Annotated in this window: 16 protein-coding genes; 1 reads left to right on the top strand and 15 read right to left on the bottom strand. The window is 73.1% G+C overall.

Going from position 1 to position 17,216, the window contains the following annotated elements:
* Nucleotides 1–4 precede the first annotated feature (4 nt).
* The 6 genes from OSR43_RS05095 to OSR43_RS05070 form a co-directional block, all read right to left on the bottom strand.
* Nucleotides 5–1,555, bottom strand: a complete 1,551-nt coding sequence (locus OSR43_RS05095; RefSeq protein WP_302269995.1) for a sugar ABC transporter ATP-binding protein — start codon at nt 1,553–1,555, stop codon at nt 5–7.
* A 39-nt stretch (nt 1,556–1,594) separates the two neighbouring features.
* Nucleotides 1,595–2,641 carry a sugar ABC transporter substrate-binding protein gene (locus tag OSR43_RS05090; RefSeq protein WP_302269994.1) on the bottom strand — a complete coding sequence of 349 codons (1,047 nt, stop codon included), beginning with the start codon at nt 2,639–2,641 and terminating at the stop codon, nt 1,595–1,597.
* A gap of 68 nt (nt 2,642–2,709) precedes the next feature.
* Nucleotides 2,710–4,281 (bottom strand): class I adenylate-forming enzyme family protein, encoded by a 1,572-nt coding sequence (locus tag OSR43_RS05085; protein ID WP_302269993.1) that lies wholly within the window; start codon nt 4,279–4,281, stop codon nt 2,710–2,712.
* Nucleotides 4,278–5,870, bottom strand: a complete 1,593-nt coding sequence (locus OSR43_RS05080; protein ID WP_302269991.1) for a long-chain fatty acid--CoA ligase — start codon at nt 5,868–5,870, stop codon at nt 4,278–4,280. Before OSR43_RS05080 ends, OSR43_RS05085 begins: the two co-directional genes overlap by 4 nt.
* 117 nt (nt 5,871–5,987) lie before the next feature.
* A complete protein-coding gene (locus OSR43_RS05075; RefSeq protein WP_302269990.1) occupies nt 5,988–7,001 on the bottom strand; it encodes a cyclase family protein in 1,014 nt (337 codons plus the stop codon).
* Nucleotides 7,002–7,117: 116 nt separating this feature from the next.
* On the bottom strand, nt 7,118–7,726 hold the full coding sequence (locus OSR43_RS05070; protein WP_302269989.1) for a hypothetical protein: 609 nt from the start codon (nt 7,724–7,726) through the stop codon (nt 7,118–7,120).
* Nucleotides 7,727–8,092: 366 nt separating this feature from the next.
* On the opposite strand from OSR43_RS05070, the gene OSR43_RS05065 reads away from it, so the two are divergent.
* Entirely contained in the window at nt 8,093–8,677 is a 585-nt protein-coding gene (locus OSR43_RS05065; protein ID WP_302269988.1) for a TetR/AcrR family transcriptional regulator, read from the top strand.
* Between the two features lie 75 nt (nt 8,678–8,752).
* Here the strand turns inward: OSR43_RS05065 and sucB are convergent, their stop codons facing one another.
* The 9 genes from sucB to OSR43_RS05020 all read right to left on the bottom strand — a co-directional run bounded on the left by sucB (nt 8,753) and on the right by OSR43_RS05020 (nt 17,125).
* Entirely contained in the window at nt 8,753–10,543 is a 1,791-nt protein-coding gene (sucB, locus tag OSR43_RS05060) for a 2-oxoglutarate dehydrogenase, E2 component, dihydrolipoamide succinyltransferase (RefSeq protein ID WP_302269986.1), read from the bottom strand.
* 10 nt (nt 10,544–10,553) lie between these two features.
* Nucleotides 10,554–11,585, bottom strand: a complete 1,032-nt coding sequence (locus OSR43_RS05055; RefSeq protein WP_302269985.1) for an alpha-ketoacid dehydrogenase subunit beta — start codon at nt 11,583–11,585, stop codon at nt 10,554–10,556.
* The gene (locus tag OSR43_RS05050; RefSeq protein WP_302271580.1) at nt 11,582–12,502 is read right to left on the bottom strand and encodes a thiamine pyrophosphate-dependent dehydrogenase E1 component subunit alpha; all 921 of its coding nucleotides are present in this window, start codon (nt 12,500–12,502) and stop codon (nt 11,582–11,584) included. Before OSR43_RS05050 ends, OSR43_RS05055 begins: the two co-directional genes overlap by 4 nt.
* Before the next feature lie 285 nt (nt 12,503–12,787).
* The gene (locus tag OSR43_RS05045; protein ID WP_302269984.1) at nt 12,788–13,366 is read right to left on the bottom strand and encodes a hypothetical protein; all 579 of its coding nucleotides are present in this window, start codon (nt 13,364–13,366) and stop codon (nt 12,788–12,790) included.
* A complete protein-coding gene (locus OSR43_RS05040; protein WP_302269983.1) occupies nt 13,363–14,307 on the bottom strand; it encodes a hypothetical protein in 945 nt (314 codons plus the stop codon). Before OSR43_RS05040 ends, OSR43_RS05045 begins: the two co-directional genes overlap by 4 nt.
* Entirely contained in the window at nt 14,304–14,657 is a 354-nt protein-coding gene (locus OSR43_RS05035) for a hypothetical protein (protein ID WP_302269982.1), read from the bottom strand. Before OSR43_RS05035 ends, OSR43_RS05040 begins: the two co-directional genes overlap by 4 nt.
* Before the next feature lie 63 nt (nt 14,658–14,720).
* A complete protein-coding gene (locus OSR43_RS05030) occupies nt 14,721–15,752 on the bottom strand; it encodes a hypothetical protein (protein WP_302269981.1) in 1,032 nt (343 codons plus the stop codon).
* A 44-nt stretch (nt 15,753–15,796) separates the two neighbouring features.
* The gene (ychF, locus tag OSR43_RS05025) at nt 15,797–16,873 is read right to left on the bottom strand and encodes a redox-regulated ATPase YchF (RefSeq protein WP_302269980.1); all 1,077 of its coding nucleotides are present in this window, start codon (nt 16,871–16,873) and stop codon (nt 15,797–15,799) included.
* Between the two features lie 72 nt (nt 16,874–16,945).
* Nucleotides 16,946–17,125: a hypothetical protein gene (locus OSR43_RS05020; protein ID WP_302269979.1), complete on the bottom strand. Its 180-nt coding sequence runs from the start codon at nt 17,123–17,125 to the stop codon at nt 16,946–16,948.
* Nucleotides 17,126–17,216: the final 91 nt, after the last annotated feature.

Raw genomic sequence — 17,216 nt, 5'->3', positions numbered from 1 at the left:
TGAGCTAGACACTCTTCCTCCCGAAGGACAGTCGCATGATCGAGTTGACGGTGATGTCGTCGCCGGCGAGCTCGCCGACGACCGCTCCGTCGTGGAGCACGAGGACCCGGTCGCAGACGCGGACGAACTCCTCGAGCTCGGTGGAGGTGAAGACCACCGCCGCGCCGCCGTCGGCGAGGCTGCGGGCCAGGCCGTAGATCTCGGCCTTGGTGTGGACGTCCACCGCGGCGGTGGGCGAGTCCAGCAGGTAGACCTTGGCCCGCCGCAGCAGCCACCGGCCGATGACGACCTTCTGCTGGTTGCCGCCCGAGAGCGTGCGGACCTCGGTCTCGAGCCCGCCGCTCTTCAGGCTGAGCTGGGCCATGACCTCCGCGACCTCGCTGCGCTCCCGGCCCCGGCGCATGATGCGCAGGACGGGGTCGGTGCGGTACGACGCCGTGGACGCCAGCGTGGCGTTCTCCCGGACCGACAGCTCGCTGACCAGCCCCTGCGCGAGGCGGTCCCGCGGCACGAGCGCCATCCCCGCCGCGACCGCCTGCTGCGGGCTGCGGATCCGGCGCACCGTGCCCTCGACGAGGACGTCGCCCTGGGAGCGGCGGATGCCGTACAACGACTCCACGACCTCCCCGGCGCCCTCCCCGGGCAGGCTGGCGATGCCGACCACCTCGCCCGCACGTGCCCGGAGGTCGACACCGCGCAGGACGTCCCCGCGCAGGTCGCGCACCTCCAGGACCACCTCGCGCGGTGGCGCGGTCGCGGTGAACGCCTCGTGGGCGATCGCCTTCTCCGCTCCGACGAGCTGGTCGACGAGGCGGTCGTGGTCGAGCTCGGCGGCCGGCCACGTGCCGACCAGGCCGCCGTCGCGCATGACGGTGATCCGGTCGCAGACCTTGAAGACCTCGTTGAGCCGGTGGGTGACGAAGACGAACCCGATCCCCTCCTCGGCCAGCCGGCGCATCTGGGCGAAGAGGGTGTCGACCTCCGCGGGCTGCAGCGACGTCGTCGGCTCGTCGAGGATGATGACGCGCGCGTTGCTCGCCAGCGCCTTGGCCACCGCGACCATCGCCTGCTGGTGCGGCCCGAGGCTGTTGACCTCCCGGTGCGGGTCGAGGTCGGGCAGGCCCACCCGGTCCAGCAGCTCGCGGGTGCGCCGGTGGGCCCGGCGCCAGTCGACGAGGACGCCGGCGCGGCGGCCGAGTCCCTCGACCATCAGGACGTTCTCGGTGACCGAGAGCTCCGGCACGAGGTTGCCGTGCTGGTGCACCACCGAGACCCCGAGGGCCTGGGCCCGCTGCGGGCTCCGCACGTCGACCTCGGCGCCGTCGATCTCGACGGTCCCCGACGTCAGCTGGATGGCCCCGGCCAGGGCCTTGATGAGGGTGGACTTGCCCGCACCGTTCTCGCCGAGGAGGGCGTGCACCTCACCGGCGTCGAGGGAGAAGTCCATGTGGTCGAGCGCCCGCGTGCCCGGGTAGTCCTTGACCGCGTCGCGGACCGTCAGGAGCGGGCCGGGGCGGGCGGCAGGGTCCCGCCCCGGCTCGTGCTGTGTCGTCACGTCAGCTGCCTGTCGCCTGTGGTGGATGGGTCGGCCGGCTCAGATGTCGCCGGGGAAGAAGGCGCAGTTCTCCCAGTCGGGCTCCTCGCCCTCGGCCGGCACCGTCTCCTCGTTGACGAGGCACGGCTTCATGTAGACGACCTTGCTGGGCAGCGTGCCGCCGCCGACGATCGTCTCGATGGTCTCGACCGCCTTGGCGCCCATGAGCGGGAAGGGGTTCGCCGGCTCCATCTTGTACGGCGAGCCCTCCCGGATCAGGTCCCAGGCGAAGGAGTTGCCGTCGAAGCCGACCGCGAAGACCTTGTCCTCCAGCCCGGCCTCCTTGATCGCGCGCACGGCCGGCGGGGCCAGCTCGTCCCAGCCCAGCCAGATCGCGTCGATGTCCTTGTCCGACTGCAGCAGGTTGGTCAGCTGGGCGTAGGTGTCGTCGACCTGGCCCGGCACCTTGACCTCGATCTCCCGGACCACCTCGATGTCGGGGTTCTCGCTCATGACGGCGTTGAAGCCGGCGTCCCGGTCGCGCAGGGCCTGGAGCACGGTCCAGTTCAGCTTCACGACGCGGCCCTTGCCCTCGAGGCGGTTGGCCATCTCGGCGGTCATCAGCGCGCTGTTGATGAACTCGTTGGTGCCGATCTCGGCGTCCACGCCCTCGACGAAGCCGCCGTAGATCGAGACGAACGGGATGCCCGCCGCGTCGGCCTCCTTCATCACGCCGGTCATCTGGGCGTTGGGCGAGGAGTTGTTGACGATGACGTCGACGCCGCGGCTGATCAGGTCGCTGGCGGCGTTGTTCGTGGCGGCCTGGTCCCCCTGGCCGTCGAAGACCTCGACCGACCAGCCCTTCTCCTCGGCGGCCTCGACGAACTGGTCCTTGATGCCGTTGATGCTCGGGGAGTTGAGGTTGACCGCGACGAAGCCGACGGAGAGGTCCTCGACCGGGCCCCCGGCCTCGCCGCTGCTCCCGCTGTCGCCGTCGCTGTTGCCGGTGTTGTTGCTGCTCGGCTCGTCGTCGCTGTCCATGGAACAGCCGACGAGCGAGAGGGAGACCGCGAGGGCGGCCGCCGTCAGGCGGAGGGTGCGCTTCATTCCGTGCTCCTTCAGGGCAAGGTGGAACTGGGTCCAGGAGGTGGTGGTGTGGGTGGGGCGCCGGGCGGTCATGCGTCGGCGCCGCGGAGCTGGGACTTCACGACCTTGCCGCCGGGGTTGCGCGGCAGCTCGTCGCGGATCTCGACCGTCGCGGGCACCTTGAAGTGGGCGAGGTGGTCGCGGCAGAAGGAACGGAGCTCGTCGGGTGTGAGGTCCGATCCCGGCTTGGCGACGACGTGGGCCACCACGCGTTCGCCGTACTGCTCGTCCGGGACGCCGACGACGGCGGCGTCGAGGACTCCCGGGTGCTGGTGGAGGACGTTCTCGACCTCGAAGCTGAAGACGGACTCCCCGCCCCGCTTGATGACGTCCTTGAGCCGGTCTCGCAGGACCACGAAGCCGTCCTCGAGCACCGCTGCGTCGCCGGTGGAGATCCAGCCGTCCTCGTCGGTGAGCGGCGTCGGGCCGTCGGCGCCCCAGTAGCCGAGGGCGACCTGGCCGCCGCGGACGACGATCTCGCCGATCTCGTCGGGTCCGGCGTCCTCGTCGGTGCCCGGCCGGCGCAGCCGCAGCTCGGTGAGGGGCAGTGGCCGGCCGACGCTGTGCGGCATCCGCACGGCGTCCTCCCCGCCGACGTAGGTGATCATCGAGCAGGTCTCGGTCATCCCGAAGCCGTTGCCGAGGGTCGCCAGCGGCATGGCCGCGCGCATCCGCTGCAGCAAGGCGGTCGGCATCGGCGCGCCCCCGAAGAGGGCCAGCCGGAGGCCGGCCAGCGCGTCGTCGTCCCGCTCGGCGGCGCGCTCGAGCAGCCGCCACCACATCGTGGGGGCACCCACGGTGGAGGTGCAGGCGTGGTCGCGGGCCGCGTCGAGGGCCCGGCCGGCCTCGAAGCCGTCGAGGAGGTACGCCGTGGCGCCGAGCAGGACCACCGGGACCGTCTGGGAGCAGAGACCGGTGATGTTGAACTGCGGGACCATCACCAGCTCGACGTCCTCGGGGCGCCGCCCGATCACGGTCGTGCAGGTGACGGCGTTCTGGAGCGCGTTGCCGTGGCTGATGACCACGCCCTTGGGCCGACCGGTGGTGCCGGAGGTGTACATCACCGCCGCGGGCGCGTCCGTGCCGGGCGTGGCGGCGGGGAGGTCCCCGGCCGGCCGGCCCGCCAGGAAGCGGCCGTCGCCGTCGGTGCTCTCGACCCGCACCTCACCGGTCCCGGCGGCCGCGACCGCCCGCGCCGCGGCGTCCTCCAGGCCGTCGCCGACCAGGAGCAGGCGCGCCCCGCTGTCCTGCAGCAGCGCGGCGAGGTCCGTCGGCGTCAGCCGGTGGTTGAGCGGGACGGCGATCGCGCCGGCGGTCCACGTCGCCAGCACGGCGACGGTGAACGGCAGCCCGTTGCCGGCCAGGACGGCCACCCGGTCCCCCTCGTCGACCCCGGCGCCGCGCATCCGGCGGGCCAGGCCGTCGGTCTCCGCGCCGACCTCCGCCCAGGTCGCGGCTCCCCCGGGCACCAGGAACGCAGGGTGGTCGCCGCGCGCGGCGACCGTCCGTCGCAGCATGTCCACCAGGTCGGCCGGCAGCGGCACGTCGTAGTGGCGGATCCCGCGGGCGTCGGTGCGGGTCGCGACCGGCGGCGTGCTCACTCGGTCTGCCCCGTCGCCGCGAACAGCTCCCAGTAGCTGTCCCGCAGGGTCCGCTTGAGGACCTTGCCCGAGGCGTTGCGGGGCAGCTCGTCGACGTACACGACCGCCGAGGGCTTCTTGTACGACGCGAGGTCGGCGCGCAGGAACTCCAGGACCTCCTCGGCGGGCGGACGCTCCTCGTCCTTGGACACCACCACCGCGACCGGCGTCTCTACCCACCGCGGGTGCGGCACGCCGACGACGGCGACCTCCCGTACGGCGGGGTGCCGCTCGACCGCGCGCTCGACCTCGGCGGGGTAGATGTTCTCGCCGCCGCTGATGATCATGTCCTTGACCCGGTCGACCACGTAGATGAAGCCCTCGTCGTCCTGCCGGACGAGGTCCCCGCTGTGGAACCACCCGCCGCGGAACGCATCGGCCGTCGCCTCGGGCAGCTTGTAGTAGCCCTTCATCACCGTCGGGCCGCGGTAGACGATCTCGCCGACCTCGCCGCGGGCGACGTCGCGGCCCACCTCGTCGACGATGCGGACCTCGACGTTGACGGCCGGCAGCCCGACCGAGCCCATCTTGCGCACGGCGTCGTCGGCCTTGAGGAAGCAGGTGTTGGACGACATCTCGGTCTGCCCGAAGGCGTTGACGATGCCGACGGTGGGGAACGTCGCGACGAGCAGCTCGAGCGTGCTCGGCGGCGCCTGCGAGGCGCCCCACAGCGCGCGGCGCAGGTTGGAGGTGTCGATCTCGCGCGCCCGGGGCAGCTCGCAGATCTGCTGCCACTGGGTGGGCACGAAGTAGCACATCGACGGCCGGTGCCGCTCGAGGAGCCGCAGCGACTCCTCCGGGTCGAACCCGGTGGAGGGGGTGATGATGCAGGTGCCCGCCAGGTAGATGAACGGCAGCAGGCCGTTGACGCCGCCGATGTGGAAGAGCGGCAGGCCCGAGAGCCAGCTGTCCCCGGGGCGGGCCTCCATCTCGAGGATCCAGTTGACGGTGTTGCTGAGCAGGTTCTGGTGGGTCAGCATCGCGCCCTTGGGGCGGCCGGTCGTGCCGGAGGTGTACATGAGGAACGCGAGGTCCTCCTCGGCCACGTCGACGTCCGGCGCAGCGGCCGACCCGCTCGCGAGCAGCTCCTCGTAGGACTCCGCGCGCCCCTCCGGTGCACCGGTCGTCGCGACCAGCCGGACGGCGTCCAGGCCGGCGGTCGACTCCAGCGCGAGCGCGGTGAGCTCGCCGTCGGTGAGCAGCGCGACGGCGTCGGAGTCCTCGAGGACGTAGGCCAGCTCGCTGGGCGCCAGGCGGAAGTTCACCGGCACCGGGCAGGCGCCGAGCTTCTGGCAGGCGAAGAAGGACTCGACGACCTCGAGCCGGTTGTACATCAGCACCGCGACCTTGTCGCCGTGGCCGACGCCCCGGTCGGCCAGGGCGTTCGCGAGCCGGTTGGTCCGCTCGTCGAGCTCGGCGAAGGTCAGCGAGGCGTCCTCGAAGACGACCGCCGTCCGCGCCGGCGCCCGACGGGCGTTGCGCGCCAGGATCTCGCCGAGGACGAGCCGGCGGCTGCGGGAGAGCCCGCTGTCGTGGTGCGTGGTGTGCATGCGCTGTTCCTCAGGTGTGCAGGCGGTCCGGGAGAGGTTCGGGGTGCGGAGGGGGTCGGGCACGGGGTCGGGCACCGGGTCGGGCCGGCGGGAGACCGGCCCGGCCCGGGCGGCGGCTCAGAAGACCGCGACGGGGTTCGCCGGGGAGCCGGACGCGTTGGTGACGTTCAGCGGCGGCGCGGAGAGGAAGAACTCGTAGCGGCCGAGCTCGGCACAGGTCGCGGCGAGGTCCTCGAGCCACCACACCTCGCCGAGGGTGAGGCCGAGGTCGCGGATCAGGCGCGCGTGGAGCGGGTAGACGTGCTCGAACGGCTCCTCGTGCGGCTCGACCTCGACGGCGATGTTGTCCATCGCGAGGGACGCGACGTCCTTCTCGGCCAGCCAGTCCACGACGGCCCGCGTGATGCCCGGAGCACCGACCTTCCAGTACTCCATCTTGTCCTCGAGCTGGTAGTACCACGGCACGTGCCCGGTGCGGATGACGAGCATGTCGCCCTCGCCGATCGTCACGCCCTGGGCCTCGGCGCACGCGTCGAGGTCGTCGGGCGTGATGCCGTACTGCGGCTGCAGCCGGTCGAGGCCCTTGTGCTTGGGCAGGTCGAGCAGGACGCCACGGCCGACGAGGGTGTCCTTCATCTGGTGGATCGAGCCGCGCCGGGCGCCGGCGTAGGACTCGACGTTGCCGATCCAGAAGCCGTTGAACATCGTGTCCTTGTAGAAGAAGTGGGAGAGGCCGTCCCACTGGGTGCTGCCCTGCAGCGGCATGAAGATGTAGTCGTCGGTGCCCTGGAAGTTGGGGTAGTCCTGCCCGGCCTTGGTGCCGGCGACGAAGTCGGAGCCGGTGTAGCCGTAGAGGTGCACGACGCCGGTCCGCGTGGGGTGGACGGGGCCGGTGCTGTCCAGCGGGATCGCGCAGCTGACGACCTTCCCGGTCTCGATGAGCCGGGCTGCCGCGGCCACCCGCTCGGGGGTGAGCAGGTTCGCGGTGCCCTTCTCGTCGAGGTCGCCCCAGCGCCCCCAGTTGTTCGGGGTCCGGTCGTTGACGTAGCCGATGACCTTGCCGTTGGCGTCGACGGAGAAGACCGGCGGGGTCCACTCGTCCGACCACTTGCCATCTGCGGTGCGGCCCATGTGTTTCCTCCTGTGCTCGGGATCGCTGCGGGATTGCTGCGAGGGTTGCTGCGGGGACTGCTGCGGGGGTTGCTGCGGGGGGTGACGGTCCGGCCCGGCGTCGCGGTCGAGCCGCGTCAGGCGACGGCGATCGCCGCGCCCCAGTCGGGTGCGGCGAGCCGGTCCACCACGTCGGTGACCTGCCGGGGGGCCAGGAGGGTGACCTCGCGCTGGACGAGCTCGGTCACGCTCGGCCGGCTCGGCCCCGCGGTCGGCGACACGGGCGACACGGGCGGCACGCAGACGTGCCCCCCGCGACGTACGGCGCGGACGGCCGACCGGACATCGGCCCCGGCCACGACGACCGCGGCCCGCCCGGACGGCTCGCGGCCGGCGACCTGCGCCCGGACGGCGTCGTCGGTGAGACAGGGCGTGGCGAGCACGAAGCCGTCGACCAGACGATCGGCGAGCACCGCGGTCGGCGACCCGGGCTCGGTCACGACGAGCGTCGTGCGTGCGGCCGGCGCCTCCAGGAGGGCGGCGGCGGCGAGCACGGCCGTGCGCAGCCGCTCGGCGGCCGCGGCCGGCAGGTCGGGTCCGACGACGCGCCCGTGGTCGACCGGGGCCGAGCACCAGAGCCCCGCACCCGACCGGCAGGTCGAGCACCGCCCGCACGACCGGTCGACCAGGACCGCAGAGCCGGCGCCGCGTGCCGCGGTGCCGAACGAGACGACTGCTCGATCCATCGGTTGCCCCCTCGATCCACCCGACTCGTCGGTCGGTTCGCTGGGTGGGACGCTAGGTAACCCCGATCACACTGTCAAGGGGTTCTCGTGGCGCCGGTCACAAAATCTTCGAAGCCCACCGCCGCTTGACGCGCCCGGACCCCTGCGGGAACCATGGCCCGAGGCTCGCCGGCGGTCACCGACGCGTGACCGACCCGCGAGCCGACCTGAACCCGTCATTGGGAATCTCCCGACCAGCCGGTCGGTTGTCGCGCTGACGAGCACTACAGTCACACCTCGTCAGCCACGGAAGGACGCGCGCACGTGAAGACAGTGGACAGAGCGGCCCGACGCCGCATGTCGTCGACCGAACGACGTCAGCAGATCGTGACGAGAGCGGCCGGCCTGTTCGACCAGTCCGGGTACTCCAACACGACGATGGACGACATCGCGAAGGACGTCGGCGTCGCCAAGCCGACGCTGTACCACTACTTCCCGAGCAAGGACGACATCCTCCACGCCATCCACGGCGAGTTCATCGACCTGCTGATCGAGCGGCACGAGGCGCGCGCGGAGACCGGCCTGCGGCCCGAGCAGCTGCTGCTGGAGGTGATGGCCGACATCCTGGAGCTGATGGAGACGCACCGCGGCCACGTCCGCGTGTTCTTCGAGCACCACCGCGAGCTGCCGCCCGAGGCGCGGGGCCCGATCAAGGAGAAGCGGGACCGCTACGAGCGCATCGTGGAGGACCTGATCGCCGCCGGCATCGAGTCCGGCGTCTTCAGGTCCGCCGACGCCCACCTGGCCGCGCTCGCGACGTTCGGCATGTGCAACTGGGCCTACCAGTGGTACCGGCCGGGTGGCCGGCTGCGCTCGCGCGAGCTGGCGTACCAGTTCTGGAACTTCCTGGTCTACGGCCTGGGCACCGACCAGCTGCCGCCGCCGACCGCGCGGGCGACCCCGCCGGCCTGACGCCGGGCACTCCCGCGCCCGCGGCACGCCCCTCGTCCCGTGGACGGAGGGGCGTGCCGCACGCCCGGTCGCGGGTCAGCGGTACTCGTCGACGCCCCACGCCTCGAGCCGCCGCCGGATGTCGACGAGGCACCGGGTGGCGTCGGCTCCGTCGACCGCGCGGTGGTCGAACGTCAGCGCCAGCCGCAGGATCGGCCTGATCGCGATCGACTCCTGCCCGTCGGCCATCGTGACCACCCACGGGCGGCGCTGGATGGTTGGCATCCCCAGGATCGCGACCTGCGGCTGGTTGATGATCGCGGGCGCCGAGACCGCTCCCACCGAGCCTGGGTTCGAGATCGTGAAGGTCCCGGCCCGGAAGTCGTCGGGGCCCGGCCTGCCGTCCCGCAGCCGGCCGGCGAGGTCGGCGATGCCCTGACCGAGCGACTCCACGGTCATCTGCTCGGCACCCCGCAGCACCGGGACCATGAGCCCCCGCGGGGTGTCGACGGCGATGCCGAGGTTCACCTCGCCCCAGCGCAGCAGCCGCTCGGTCTCGAAGGTCGCGTTGAGGTCCGGGTGGTCGAGGAGCGCCGCGCAGGTCGCCCGGGCGACGAAGGGCAGGAACGACAGCTTCGAGCGTCCCTGGGCGGCCCGCTGGGCGTTGAGCCGGGCCCGGACGTCGGTCAGCAGCCCGAGGTCGACGTCGACCTCGGTGGTCATGTGCGCAGCCGTGCGCCGCGACCGTGACATGTGCTCGGCGGTCACCCGCCGGATGCGGCTGGTCGGCGCGGCGTCGTACGGCACGTCCTCGTAGCCGACCGGGAGGCCGTCCGGCCCGACCGGCGCCGGGGCGGTCGGCGCGGGGACCGGCGCCGCGACGGTCTCCACGGCGGCCGGGGCGACGGCGGGGACCGCGGCGGGCTGCGCGGCGTGCCGACGCACGTCGTCGCGCGTGACGTGCCCGGCCCCGCCGCTGCCGGCCACCGCGGCGAGGTCGACCCCGGCCGTCGCCGCCAGCCGCCGCGCGGCCGGGGAGGCCGGCGGGCGGCCCGAGCGCGCGATGGCGTCGAGGGTCCGCCGGACCGCCTGGTGGTGGTCGAACGGGCCGGGGCGCAGCCGGGCCGGCTCGCCCGGGACGGTCGGCCCGGCCGGCGCAGCGACCGCGGGAGCCCCGACGGCGGGCGCAGCGGGGACGGCGCCGACCGGCGCCGCGGCCGGCACGGCCGCAGCCGGCGCGCTCGCCGGCGCAGCGCCGTCCGCGGTCACGGTCGCCAGCGGCTCGCCGACCGCGACGACCTCCCCCTCGGCGTACAGCTGCTCGGCGAGGACGCCGGCGACGGTGCTCTCGATCTCGGTGTCGACCTTGTCGGTCGCCACCTCGCAGATCGGCTCCCCCACCTCGACCGGGTCCCCGACCTGCTTCAGCCAGGTCGAGACCGTGCCCTCGGTCACCGAGACGCCCAACCGGGGCATCAGCACCGCCGAGGCCGCGGCGGGCGGCGAGGTCGGCGCCGGGTCGGTCGGCACCGGGTCGGTCGGCGCCGGGGCCTCGCCGAAGGTGGCGGGGTCCGGGACGATCGAGGGCGGCTGGGCCGGCTCGGCGGGTGCCGGCGCCGCGGACGCGGGAGGCGGGGCGGCCGGGGCCTCGTCGGCGGTCGCCACGGTGGCCAGCGGGTCGCCGACGGCGACGACCTCGTCGACGGCGTACAGCTGCTCGGTGAGGACGCCGGCGACGGTGCTCTCGATCTCGGTGTCGACCTTGTCGGTCGCCACCTCGCAGATCGGCTCCCCCACCTCGACCGGGTCCCCGACCTGCTTCAGCCAGGTCGAGACCGTGCCCTCGGTGACCGAGACGCCCAGCCGGGGCATCAGGACGTGCGCCATGGGTGAGCTCCTAGATGGCCGCGAGCGCGAGCGCCGCGGTGACGATGTCGTCCGTCGACGGGATGCATGCCTGCTCCAGCTCGGGGTCCTGGGGCAGCGGGGTGTCGGTGCCGCAGACCCGCCACACCGGCGCGTCGAGGGCGAAGAACGCCCGCTCCTGGACCTGTGCGGCGATCTCCGCCCCGAAGCCGGCGGTGCGCGAGGCCTCGTGGACGACGAGCAGGCGGTGGGTCCTCTCCACCGAGGCGACGATGGTGTCGATGTCGAGCGGCACGAGCGTGCGCGGGTCGATCACCTCGACGTCGATGCCCCGGGGGGCCAGCTGCTCGGCGGCGGCGACCGCGCGGTCCACCATCAGGCCGGTCGCGACGACCGTCAGGTCGGCGCCCGGGCGCGCGATGCGGGCCGAGCCGAACGGCACCACGTGCTCGTCGGACTCCGGGACCGGACCCTTCACCCGGTAGAGGCCCTTGTGCTCGAAGAACAGCACAGGGTCGGGGTCCCGGATGGCGGCCTTGAGCAGGCCCTTGGCGTCCGCGGGAGTGGCGGGCACCGCGACCTTGAGGCCCGCGACGTGCATCGCGATCGTCTCCAGGCTCTGGGAGTGCTCGGCGCCGGCGCCGCCCACGACGCCCGAGGGCAGCCGGACGACGACCGGCATCGTGAACTGCCCGCCGTGCATGTAGCGCCACTTCGCGAGCTTGTGGAAGATCTCGTCGGCCGCCGTGAACAGGAAGTCCGCGAACTGCAGCTCCACGACGGGGACCGTCCCGGCGAGCGCAGCGCCGGCGGCGCCGCCGACGATGAAGGTCTCGTTGATGGCGGTGTCGCGGACCCGCAGCGGGCCGAACTCCTCGAGCAGGCCCCGGGTGAGCCCGAAGACGCCACCGAGGCGGCCGATGTCCTGGCCCATCATCCAGACGCGCTCGTCGCGCCGCATCTCCTCGGCGAGCGCCTCGTTGATCGCTCGCGAGTAGCCGATCACGCGGTCCGTCTCGGTGCTGGTCGCGGTGCCGGTCGTCGCGGTGCCGGTCGTCGTCATGCCCACACGTCCTCGAAGATCACCGAGCGGTCCGCGCGCGGCGCCGCCAGCGCCGCGTCGAAGGCCTGCTCGACCAGGGTCCGGGCCTCGGCCTCGATGCCGCGGCGGACGTCGTCGGCGATGTCCTCGCCGAGACGGTGCACCGGGTCGTCGGGGATCTCGTCGCCCAGCACGGGGTCGTCCCGGTAGGGCTGTCTGTCGCCCTCGTAGTGCCCCCGGATGCGGAGCGTCTTGGCCTCGACCAGCGTCGGGCCCTCTCCCCGCCGGGCTCGGTCGATGGCCTCCGACGTCACGTCGTGCACCGCCATCGCGTCCTGGCCGTCGACGACGACCCCGGGCATGCCGTACGCCGCGGCGCGGTCGGCGACGTGCTCGGTCGGGCTCTGCTCGGTGAAGCGGGCGGAGAGCGCCCAGCCGTTGTTCTCGCAGATCCAGACGACCGGCAGCTTCCACACCGAGGCCTGCAGGGCCGCCTCGTGCCAGGTCCCGCGCCCGGAGGCGCCGTCGCCGAAGAAGACGACCGTGACCCGACCGTCGCCCAGCAGCTGGGAGGCCGCCGCGGTGCCGGCACCCATCACGAAGCTGGAGCCGAGGGTGCCGCCCTGGCCCAGCACGTGCCGGGACGCGTCGGCGAAGTGGACGGTGCCGCCTCCCTTGCCCCCGGTGCTGCCCGTCCGCCGACCGAGGAGGTCGCCGAAGAGCGCCTCGAGCGCCATGCCCTTGGCGTAGGCGTACCCGAGCCCGCGGTGGGCGTAGTAGAGGTAGTCGTCGTCCTGCATGGCGCTCACCGCGCCGACCTGGAGGCCCTCCTGGCCGATGCCTGGGTGCCAGAAGCCCCCGAAGCCCTCCTTCTCGACGTGCTCGCGGATGCGCAGCTCGGCGAAGCGGATGGTCACGACCTGGCGGTAGACCTCCACGAGCAACGAGTGACGATCAGCAGCGGGCTGGCTCAAGGTCGCCTCCGGATCTCGACAGACCGACCGCTCGGTCGGTTCGCGTGCTGTGAAGGATGCCACAGCCGTCCCGGCGTGACAACGGTCAGCGGTGCGGCGGCCGACGAAGGGGTAGTCCGGCACACCGGGGCCCTTCCGACCCACGGGACGGGCGCGCTCGTGCCGGACTACCCCGCCCGGGACGTGCGACACCGACGCACCGCCACCGGGCAGCGGGTCACGCCCAGGCCGGTCCGGCGGACCGAGGGGTCAGCGGTGCCCCGCCCGCCCCGCGGGACGCAGGTCGTCCAGGGAGAACCCGGGCAGCGGCTCGTGGATCCGCACGCGGGCGATGGCGGCCTGCTTCTCGGTGTCGCGCAGCAGCGACTCGGCCGCCTGGGCGCAGGCGTGGCGGAAGGAGTCCTCGGGGAGCCGGTCGAGCGCACCGGGTGCGATGCCGACGGTGTAGCCCTGCTGGCCGACCGCACGCACCGTCACCGACCCGTCGTCGGACGTGCCCTCCGCGGCGAGCGACTCGAGCGCCGCGGCGTACTCCCGGTCGCGGCGGCCGAGCGGGATCCGCCGCTCGAAGACGCGACCGGTGACCTCCTTCTGCGCGACGGCGTGCTCGCGCAGGGCCGCGGCGAAGAGGAGCCGAGCGAGGGTCGAGAGCTCCCGCTCCAGTTGTGCGGGAGCGACCCGCGCGTAGTGACCGGGCGCGAACCAGACCTTGACCCGTCGCTCCCCCCTCACCTCCCCGAAGACCCGCTCGCTGGGGATGGAGACCGTGACCACCGAGTCCGCGATGCGGTCGGCCAGCCGCCGGGCGTTGGTCGCCACGTCGCTCACTCGCGACCCCCGAACGTGGGGTTGTCGGCCACCGAAGGCCGCGGCATCTTCACCGGCGACTGCCCGGGCTCCAGCGCGTAGGCGGCCTCGAAGTCGTCGGCGCTGTCGCTCAGCGCTCGGGCGATGTCGTCCTCCTTGGCGATGATGTCGTTGTTGAGCTTGGTCATCTCCGCACGCAGCGACTCGACGATCTCCCGGGGCGAGCTGCCGCTGATCGAGGAGGCGGTCTCCTCCGCCTCCGGGACGAACGCCCCGCCGATCGAGAGCCCGCCGGCGATGGCGGCGAAGGAGTAGGCGGCCACCAGGCTCCCGCCGGCGGTGAAGGGGACGGCCACGATCCCGGCGACGGCGCCGATCACGGTGAGGGCGGTCGAGACGCCCTTCGGGTCCTTGTCGTTGACGCTGCCCAGGGCGTCGATCGTCGCGTGCGCCAGCTCGTCGATCGACTTGCGGGCCTCGGTCCACAACGCCTCCTCCGCCTCGCAGGCGCCCTTGAGCACGTGGGCCGCCATCGAGAGGTTCGAGGTGACCGGGCCGAAGAGGCTCGCGAAGTTGGCGTAGCTGAGCGAGGTCCCGCTGGTCCAGCCCTGCATGAAGGCACCGGTGGGCTCGATCTGGCTGATGTTGTGCGAGGTGCCCGCGGCCCCGGCCCACTCGTTCGCGGTGGCGTCGTCGAGGTAGCTCGACGAGGCCAGGAACGGAAGCGCGGCGGCGATGTTCCCCGTGCCTCCGCCCAGCAGCCACGGGTCGGGGAGGTCGGTCCAGTCGTCGAAGATGGCCTCGACGCCTGCGAAGGTCTCCTCGGCCTGCCGCCGGACGATCGCCACGGCCGTGTCCTGGTCCGGGTCGCCGTCGAGGGCGTCCTCGATCTCCTCGACCGTCTTCTCGATGGCCAGGCGCTTGATCTCCTCCGCGTGGCTGCGGAGCTCCTCGTAGCTCACGGGTGGTCCACCCCTTCCATCTCGGCGCGGGCCCTGTCCATCCGCTCCTGGGCACCCTCGTCCTGCGCGAGGATGTCGGCCAGGAAGACCTGGATGGCGGCGGACGTGTCGTCGAGGTGGCCGATGCTGGTCTCGAGCGCGGCGTTGAGCAGCCCGGCGAGGCGTCCCCACTCGGCCGACGGGCCCAGCGGGTAGTTGCCGATCGGCCCCGACCGCTCGAAGGCCGTCGTCGAGCCCTCGTGGACCAGGCTCTCGGCCGAGCGGAAGTCGTCCGCCACGGCGGGGAGCCGTTCCTTGGAGATGATGTCGAGCTCGACCAGGTCGACGCCCTCGATGCCTTCGTAAGCCATGGTTCCTCCTGCAGGTGCGCCCCGGGAGCGGGGATCAGACGATGGGGGTGGTACGCCGGTCGGTCACTGCGCTGCGGTGTCGGGCACCTCCACCGTGGTGCTCGCCGTCGCGACCAGCTGCCGGGCGGCCGGCGCGCCGGCGCCCTGCTGCAGGCGCAGCTCGCCCCGCGCCCGCATCGAGATCCGGGCGCTCGGGGAGTCCGCCGGGACGGCGAAGACGTGCTGGCCGCTCACGCGGCCACCCCGTTCCGCGGCGTCGAGGACGAGGTCGGGCGCCTGCCCGTCGGCCTCGACCGCCAGGTCGACCGACGCCACGGCGTACGTCGCGCCGTCGACCTCGGCGCCGGGCAGCTCGAACCCCGCTCCCACGACGAGCCACGCCGTGCCCTCGGCGGCCCAGCCCAGGTCGGGGACGTAGGGCAGCGCGCGGACGGCACCGACCTCGCAGCGCAGGCCCGCCACCGTCGCGCCCGCGGGCCGCAGCCGCGGCTCGCAGTCCTGGGTCGGCAGCGAGGACGGGTCGGGGGTGTCCTCGTAGAGCGCGTCGGCGGGACCGGCGGTCCGCTCACCACCGGGCACAGACACGGTCTGGGTGAGGCCGTCGTAGCCGACCTCGAGGGTCAGCCCGTCGGCCAGCTCCTCGGGCGTGCCGTCGACGGCCACGACGAGGTCCTCCGGCGCCCGAACGGACCCACCGGCGTCCGTGCCGTCGCCGTCACGGACCACGCCCAGCCCGTAGTCGCGGTCACCGGCACCGAGGGCGAGCTCGACGGCGCGGGCGGCTCCCGCGCGGCCGGCGAGGTCCCACACGTCCGCGCGGCCCAGCCCGTCCCGGAACCGGGTCGCCACGCGGACGAGGCTCCCCCCGTCCGGCGCACGCAGCTCGCCGATCTCCTCGGCGGGCTCGGTCACGACCACCTCGAGGGTGCCGACGGGCACGACGACGGAGACCTCGGTGCCGGCGGGCGTCCCGCTGGTGTACGCCTCGACGTCGCCGACGTCCACCGCGTCCGCCGAGGAGCAGGCGGCCAGGCCGGAGAGGGCCACGGCCGCGAGCGCGACGAGTGCTGCTTGACGGCGGGAGGGGGCGCTCACGCCTCCTGACCTGCCCCGCGAGCGTGCCCGCCAAACGGACGGGATCAGACGTTGAAGCGGAACTCCACCACGTCGCCGTCGGCCATGACGTAGTCCTTGCCCTCCATGCGGACCTTGCCGGCCTCCTTGGCCTTCTGCATGGAGCCGGCCTCGACGAGGTCGGCGAAGGAGACGATCTCGGCCTTGATGAAGCCGCGCTGGAAGTCGGTGTGGATGACGCCGGCGGCCTCGGGGGCGGTCGCGCCCTTCTTGATCGTCCAGGCCCGCGTCTCCTTGGGGCCGGCGGTCAGGTAGGTCTGCAGCCCGAGGGTGTCGAAGCCGACGCGGGCGAGCACGTCGAGGCCGGGCTCCTCGACGCCCATCTCGGCCAGCATCGCGCGCGCCTCGTCGTCGTCGCCGAGCTCGACCAGCTCGGACTCGAACTTGGCGTCGAGGAAGATCGCCTCGGACGGGGCGACGATCTCGCGCATCCGGTCCTTGAGCGCCTCGTCGGCGAGCTCGTCGGCGTCGCAGTTGAACACGTAGATGAACGGCTTGGCGGTCAGCAGCGAGAGCTCGCGGACGAGGTCGCGGTCCACCGAGGTGGCGATGACCGGCGTACCGGCCTCCAAGTGGCCGAGGGCCTCCTTGGCGGCGTCGAGGTTGGCCACGAGGGACTTGTTGCCGCGCGCCTCCTTCTCCAGGCGCGGGATCGCCTTCTCGACCGTCTGCAGGTCCGCGAGGACGAGCTCGGTCTGGATCGTGGAGATGTCGTTGGCGGGGTTGACCTCGCCGTCGACGTGGGTGACGTCCTCGTCGCGGAAGACGCGCGTGACCTGGCAGATCGCCGCGGACTCACGGATGTGGGAGAGGAACTTGTTGCCCAGGCCCTCGCCCTCGGACGCACCGCGGACGATGCCGGCGATGTCGACGAACTCCACGGTGGCCGGGAGGATCTTGGCGCTGCCGAAGATCTCGGCGAGCACCGGCAGCCGCTCGTCCGGCACGCCCACGACCCCGACGTTCGGCTCGATCGTGGCGAACGGGTAGTTCGCCGCGAGCACGTCGTTCTTGGTCAGGGCGTTGAAGAGGGTGGACTTGCCCGCGTTGGGGAGACCGACGATGCCGATGGTGAGAGCCACGGGCGGGCAGTCTACGGAGACGCGAGGGACCCGGCCGAATCACCGACCGGGTCCCTGACGGGGCGTGACGTCCTAGCGGAAGCGGCGCAGCAGGCCGCGGACCCCGCGCCCGACCGCCTCGTCCTGCGGCCGGCGCCCGGTGCCCGGCGTGCGCCGCCCGGTCCCGATGCCTCCCGTGCCGGCCCCGCCGGTCCGCGGCGTCCGCCTCGCACCGGCCGCCACCCGGCTCACCACCTGGTTCAGCTTGCTCATCTCGGTCTCCCTCCTCGACGTGCTGGACTGCTCCGGTGCCCGCCTCCGGGTCGCCGCAACCGGCGCCACGCCGGGGGTGGCAGCATCGCCG

The sequence above is a fragment of the Nocardioides sp. Arc9.136 genome, from assembly GCF_030506255.1.
Classification (GTDB): Bacteria; Actinomycetota; Actinomycetes; order Propionibacteriales; family Nocardioidaceae; genus Nocardioides.
The sequence above is the reverse complement of the archived record's forward strand: the minus strand, read 5'-3'. Positions and strand labels throughout refer to the sequence as shown.

Coding starts and splice junctions, on each gene's coding strand:
- OSR43_RS05090 (WP_302269994.1), bottom strand. CDS start 2,641: ATGAAGCGCACCCTCCGCCTGACGGCGGCCGCCCTCGCGGTCTCCCTC.
- OSR43_RS05080 (WP_302269991.1), bottom strand. CDS start 5,870: ATGCACACCACGCACCACGACAGCGGGCTCTCCCGCAGCCGCCGGCTC.
- OSR43_RS05075 (WP_302269990.1), bottom strand. CDS start 7,001: ATGGGCCGCACCGCAGATGGCAAGTGGTCGGACGAGTGGACCCCGCCG.
- OSR43_RS05070 (WP_302269989.1), bottom strand. CDS start 7,726: ATGGATCGAGCAGTCGTCTCGTTCGGCACCGCGGCACGCGGCGCCGGC.
- sucB (WP_302269986.1), bottom strand. CDS start 10,543: ATGGCGCACGTCCTGATGCCCCGGCTGGGCGTCTCGGTCACCGAGGGC.
- OSR43_RS05055 (WP_302269985.1), bottom strand. CDS start 11,585: ATGACGACGACCGGCACCGCGACGACCGGCACCGCGACCAGCACCGAG.
- OSR43_RS05035 (WP_302269982.1), bottom strand. CDS start 14,657: ATGGCTTACGAAGGCATCGAGGGCGTCGACCTGGTCGAGCTCGACATC.
- OSR43_RS05020 (WP_302269979.1), bottom strand. CDS start 17,125: ATGAGCAAGCTGAACCAGGTGGTGAGCCGGGTGGCGGCCGGTGCGAGG.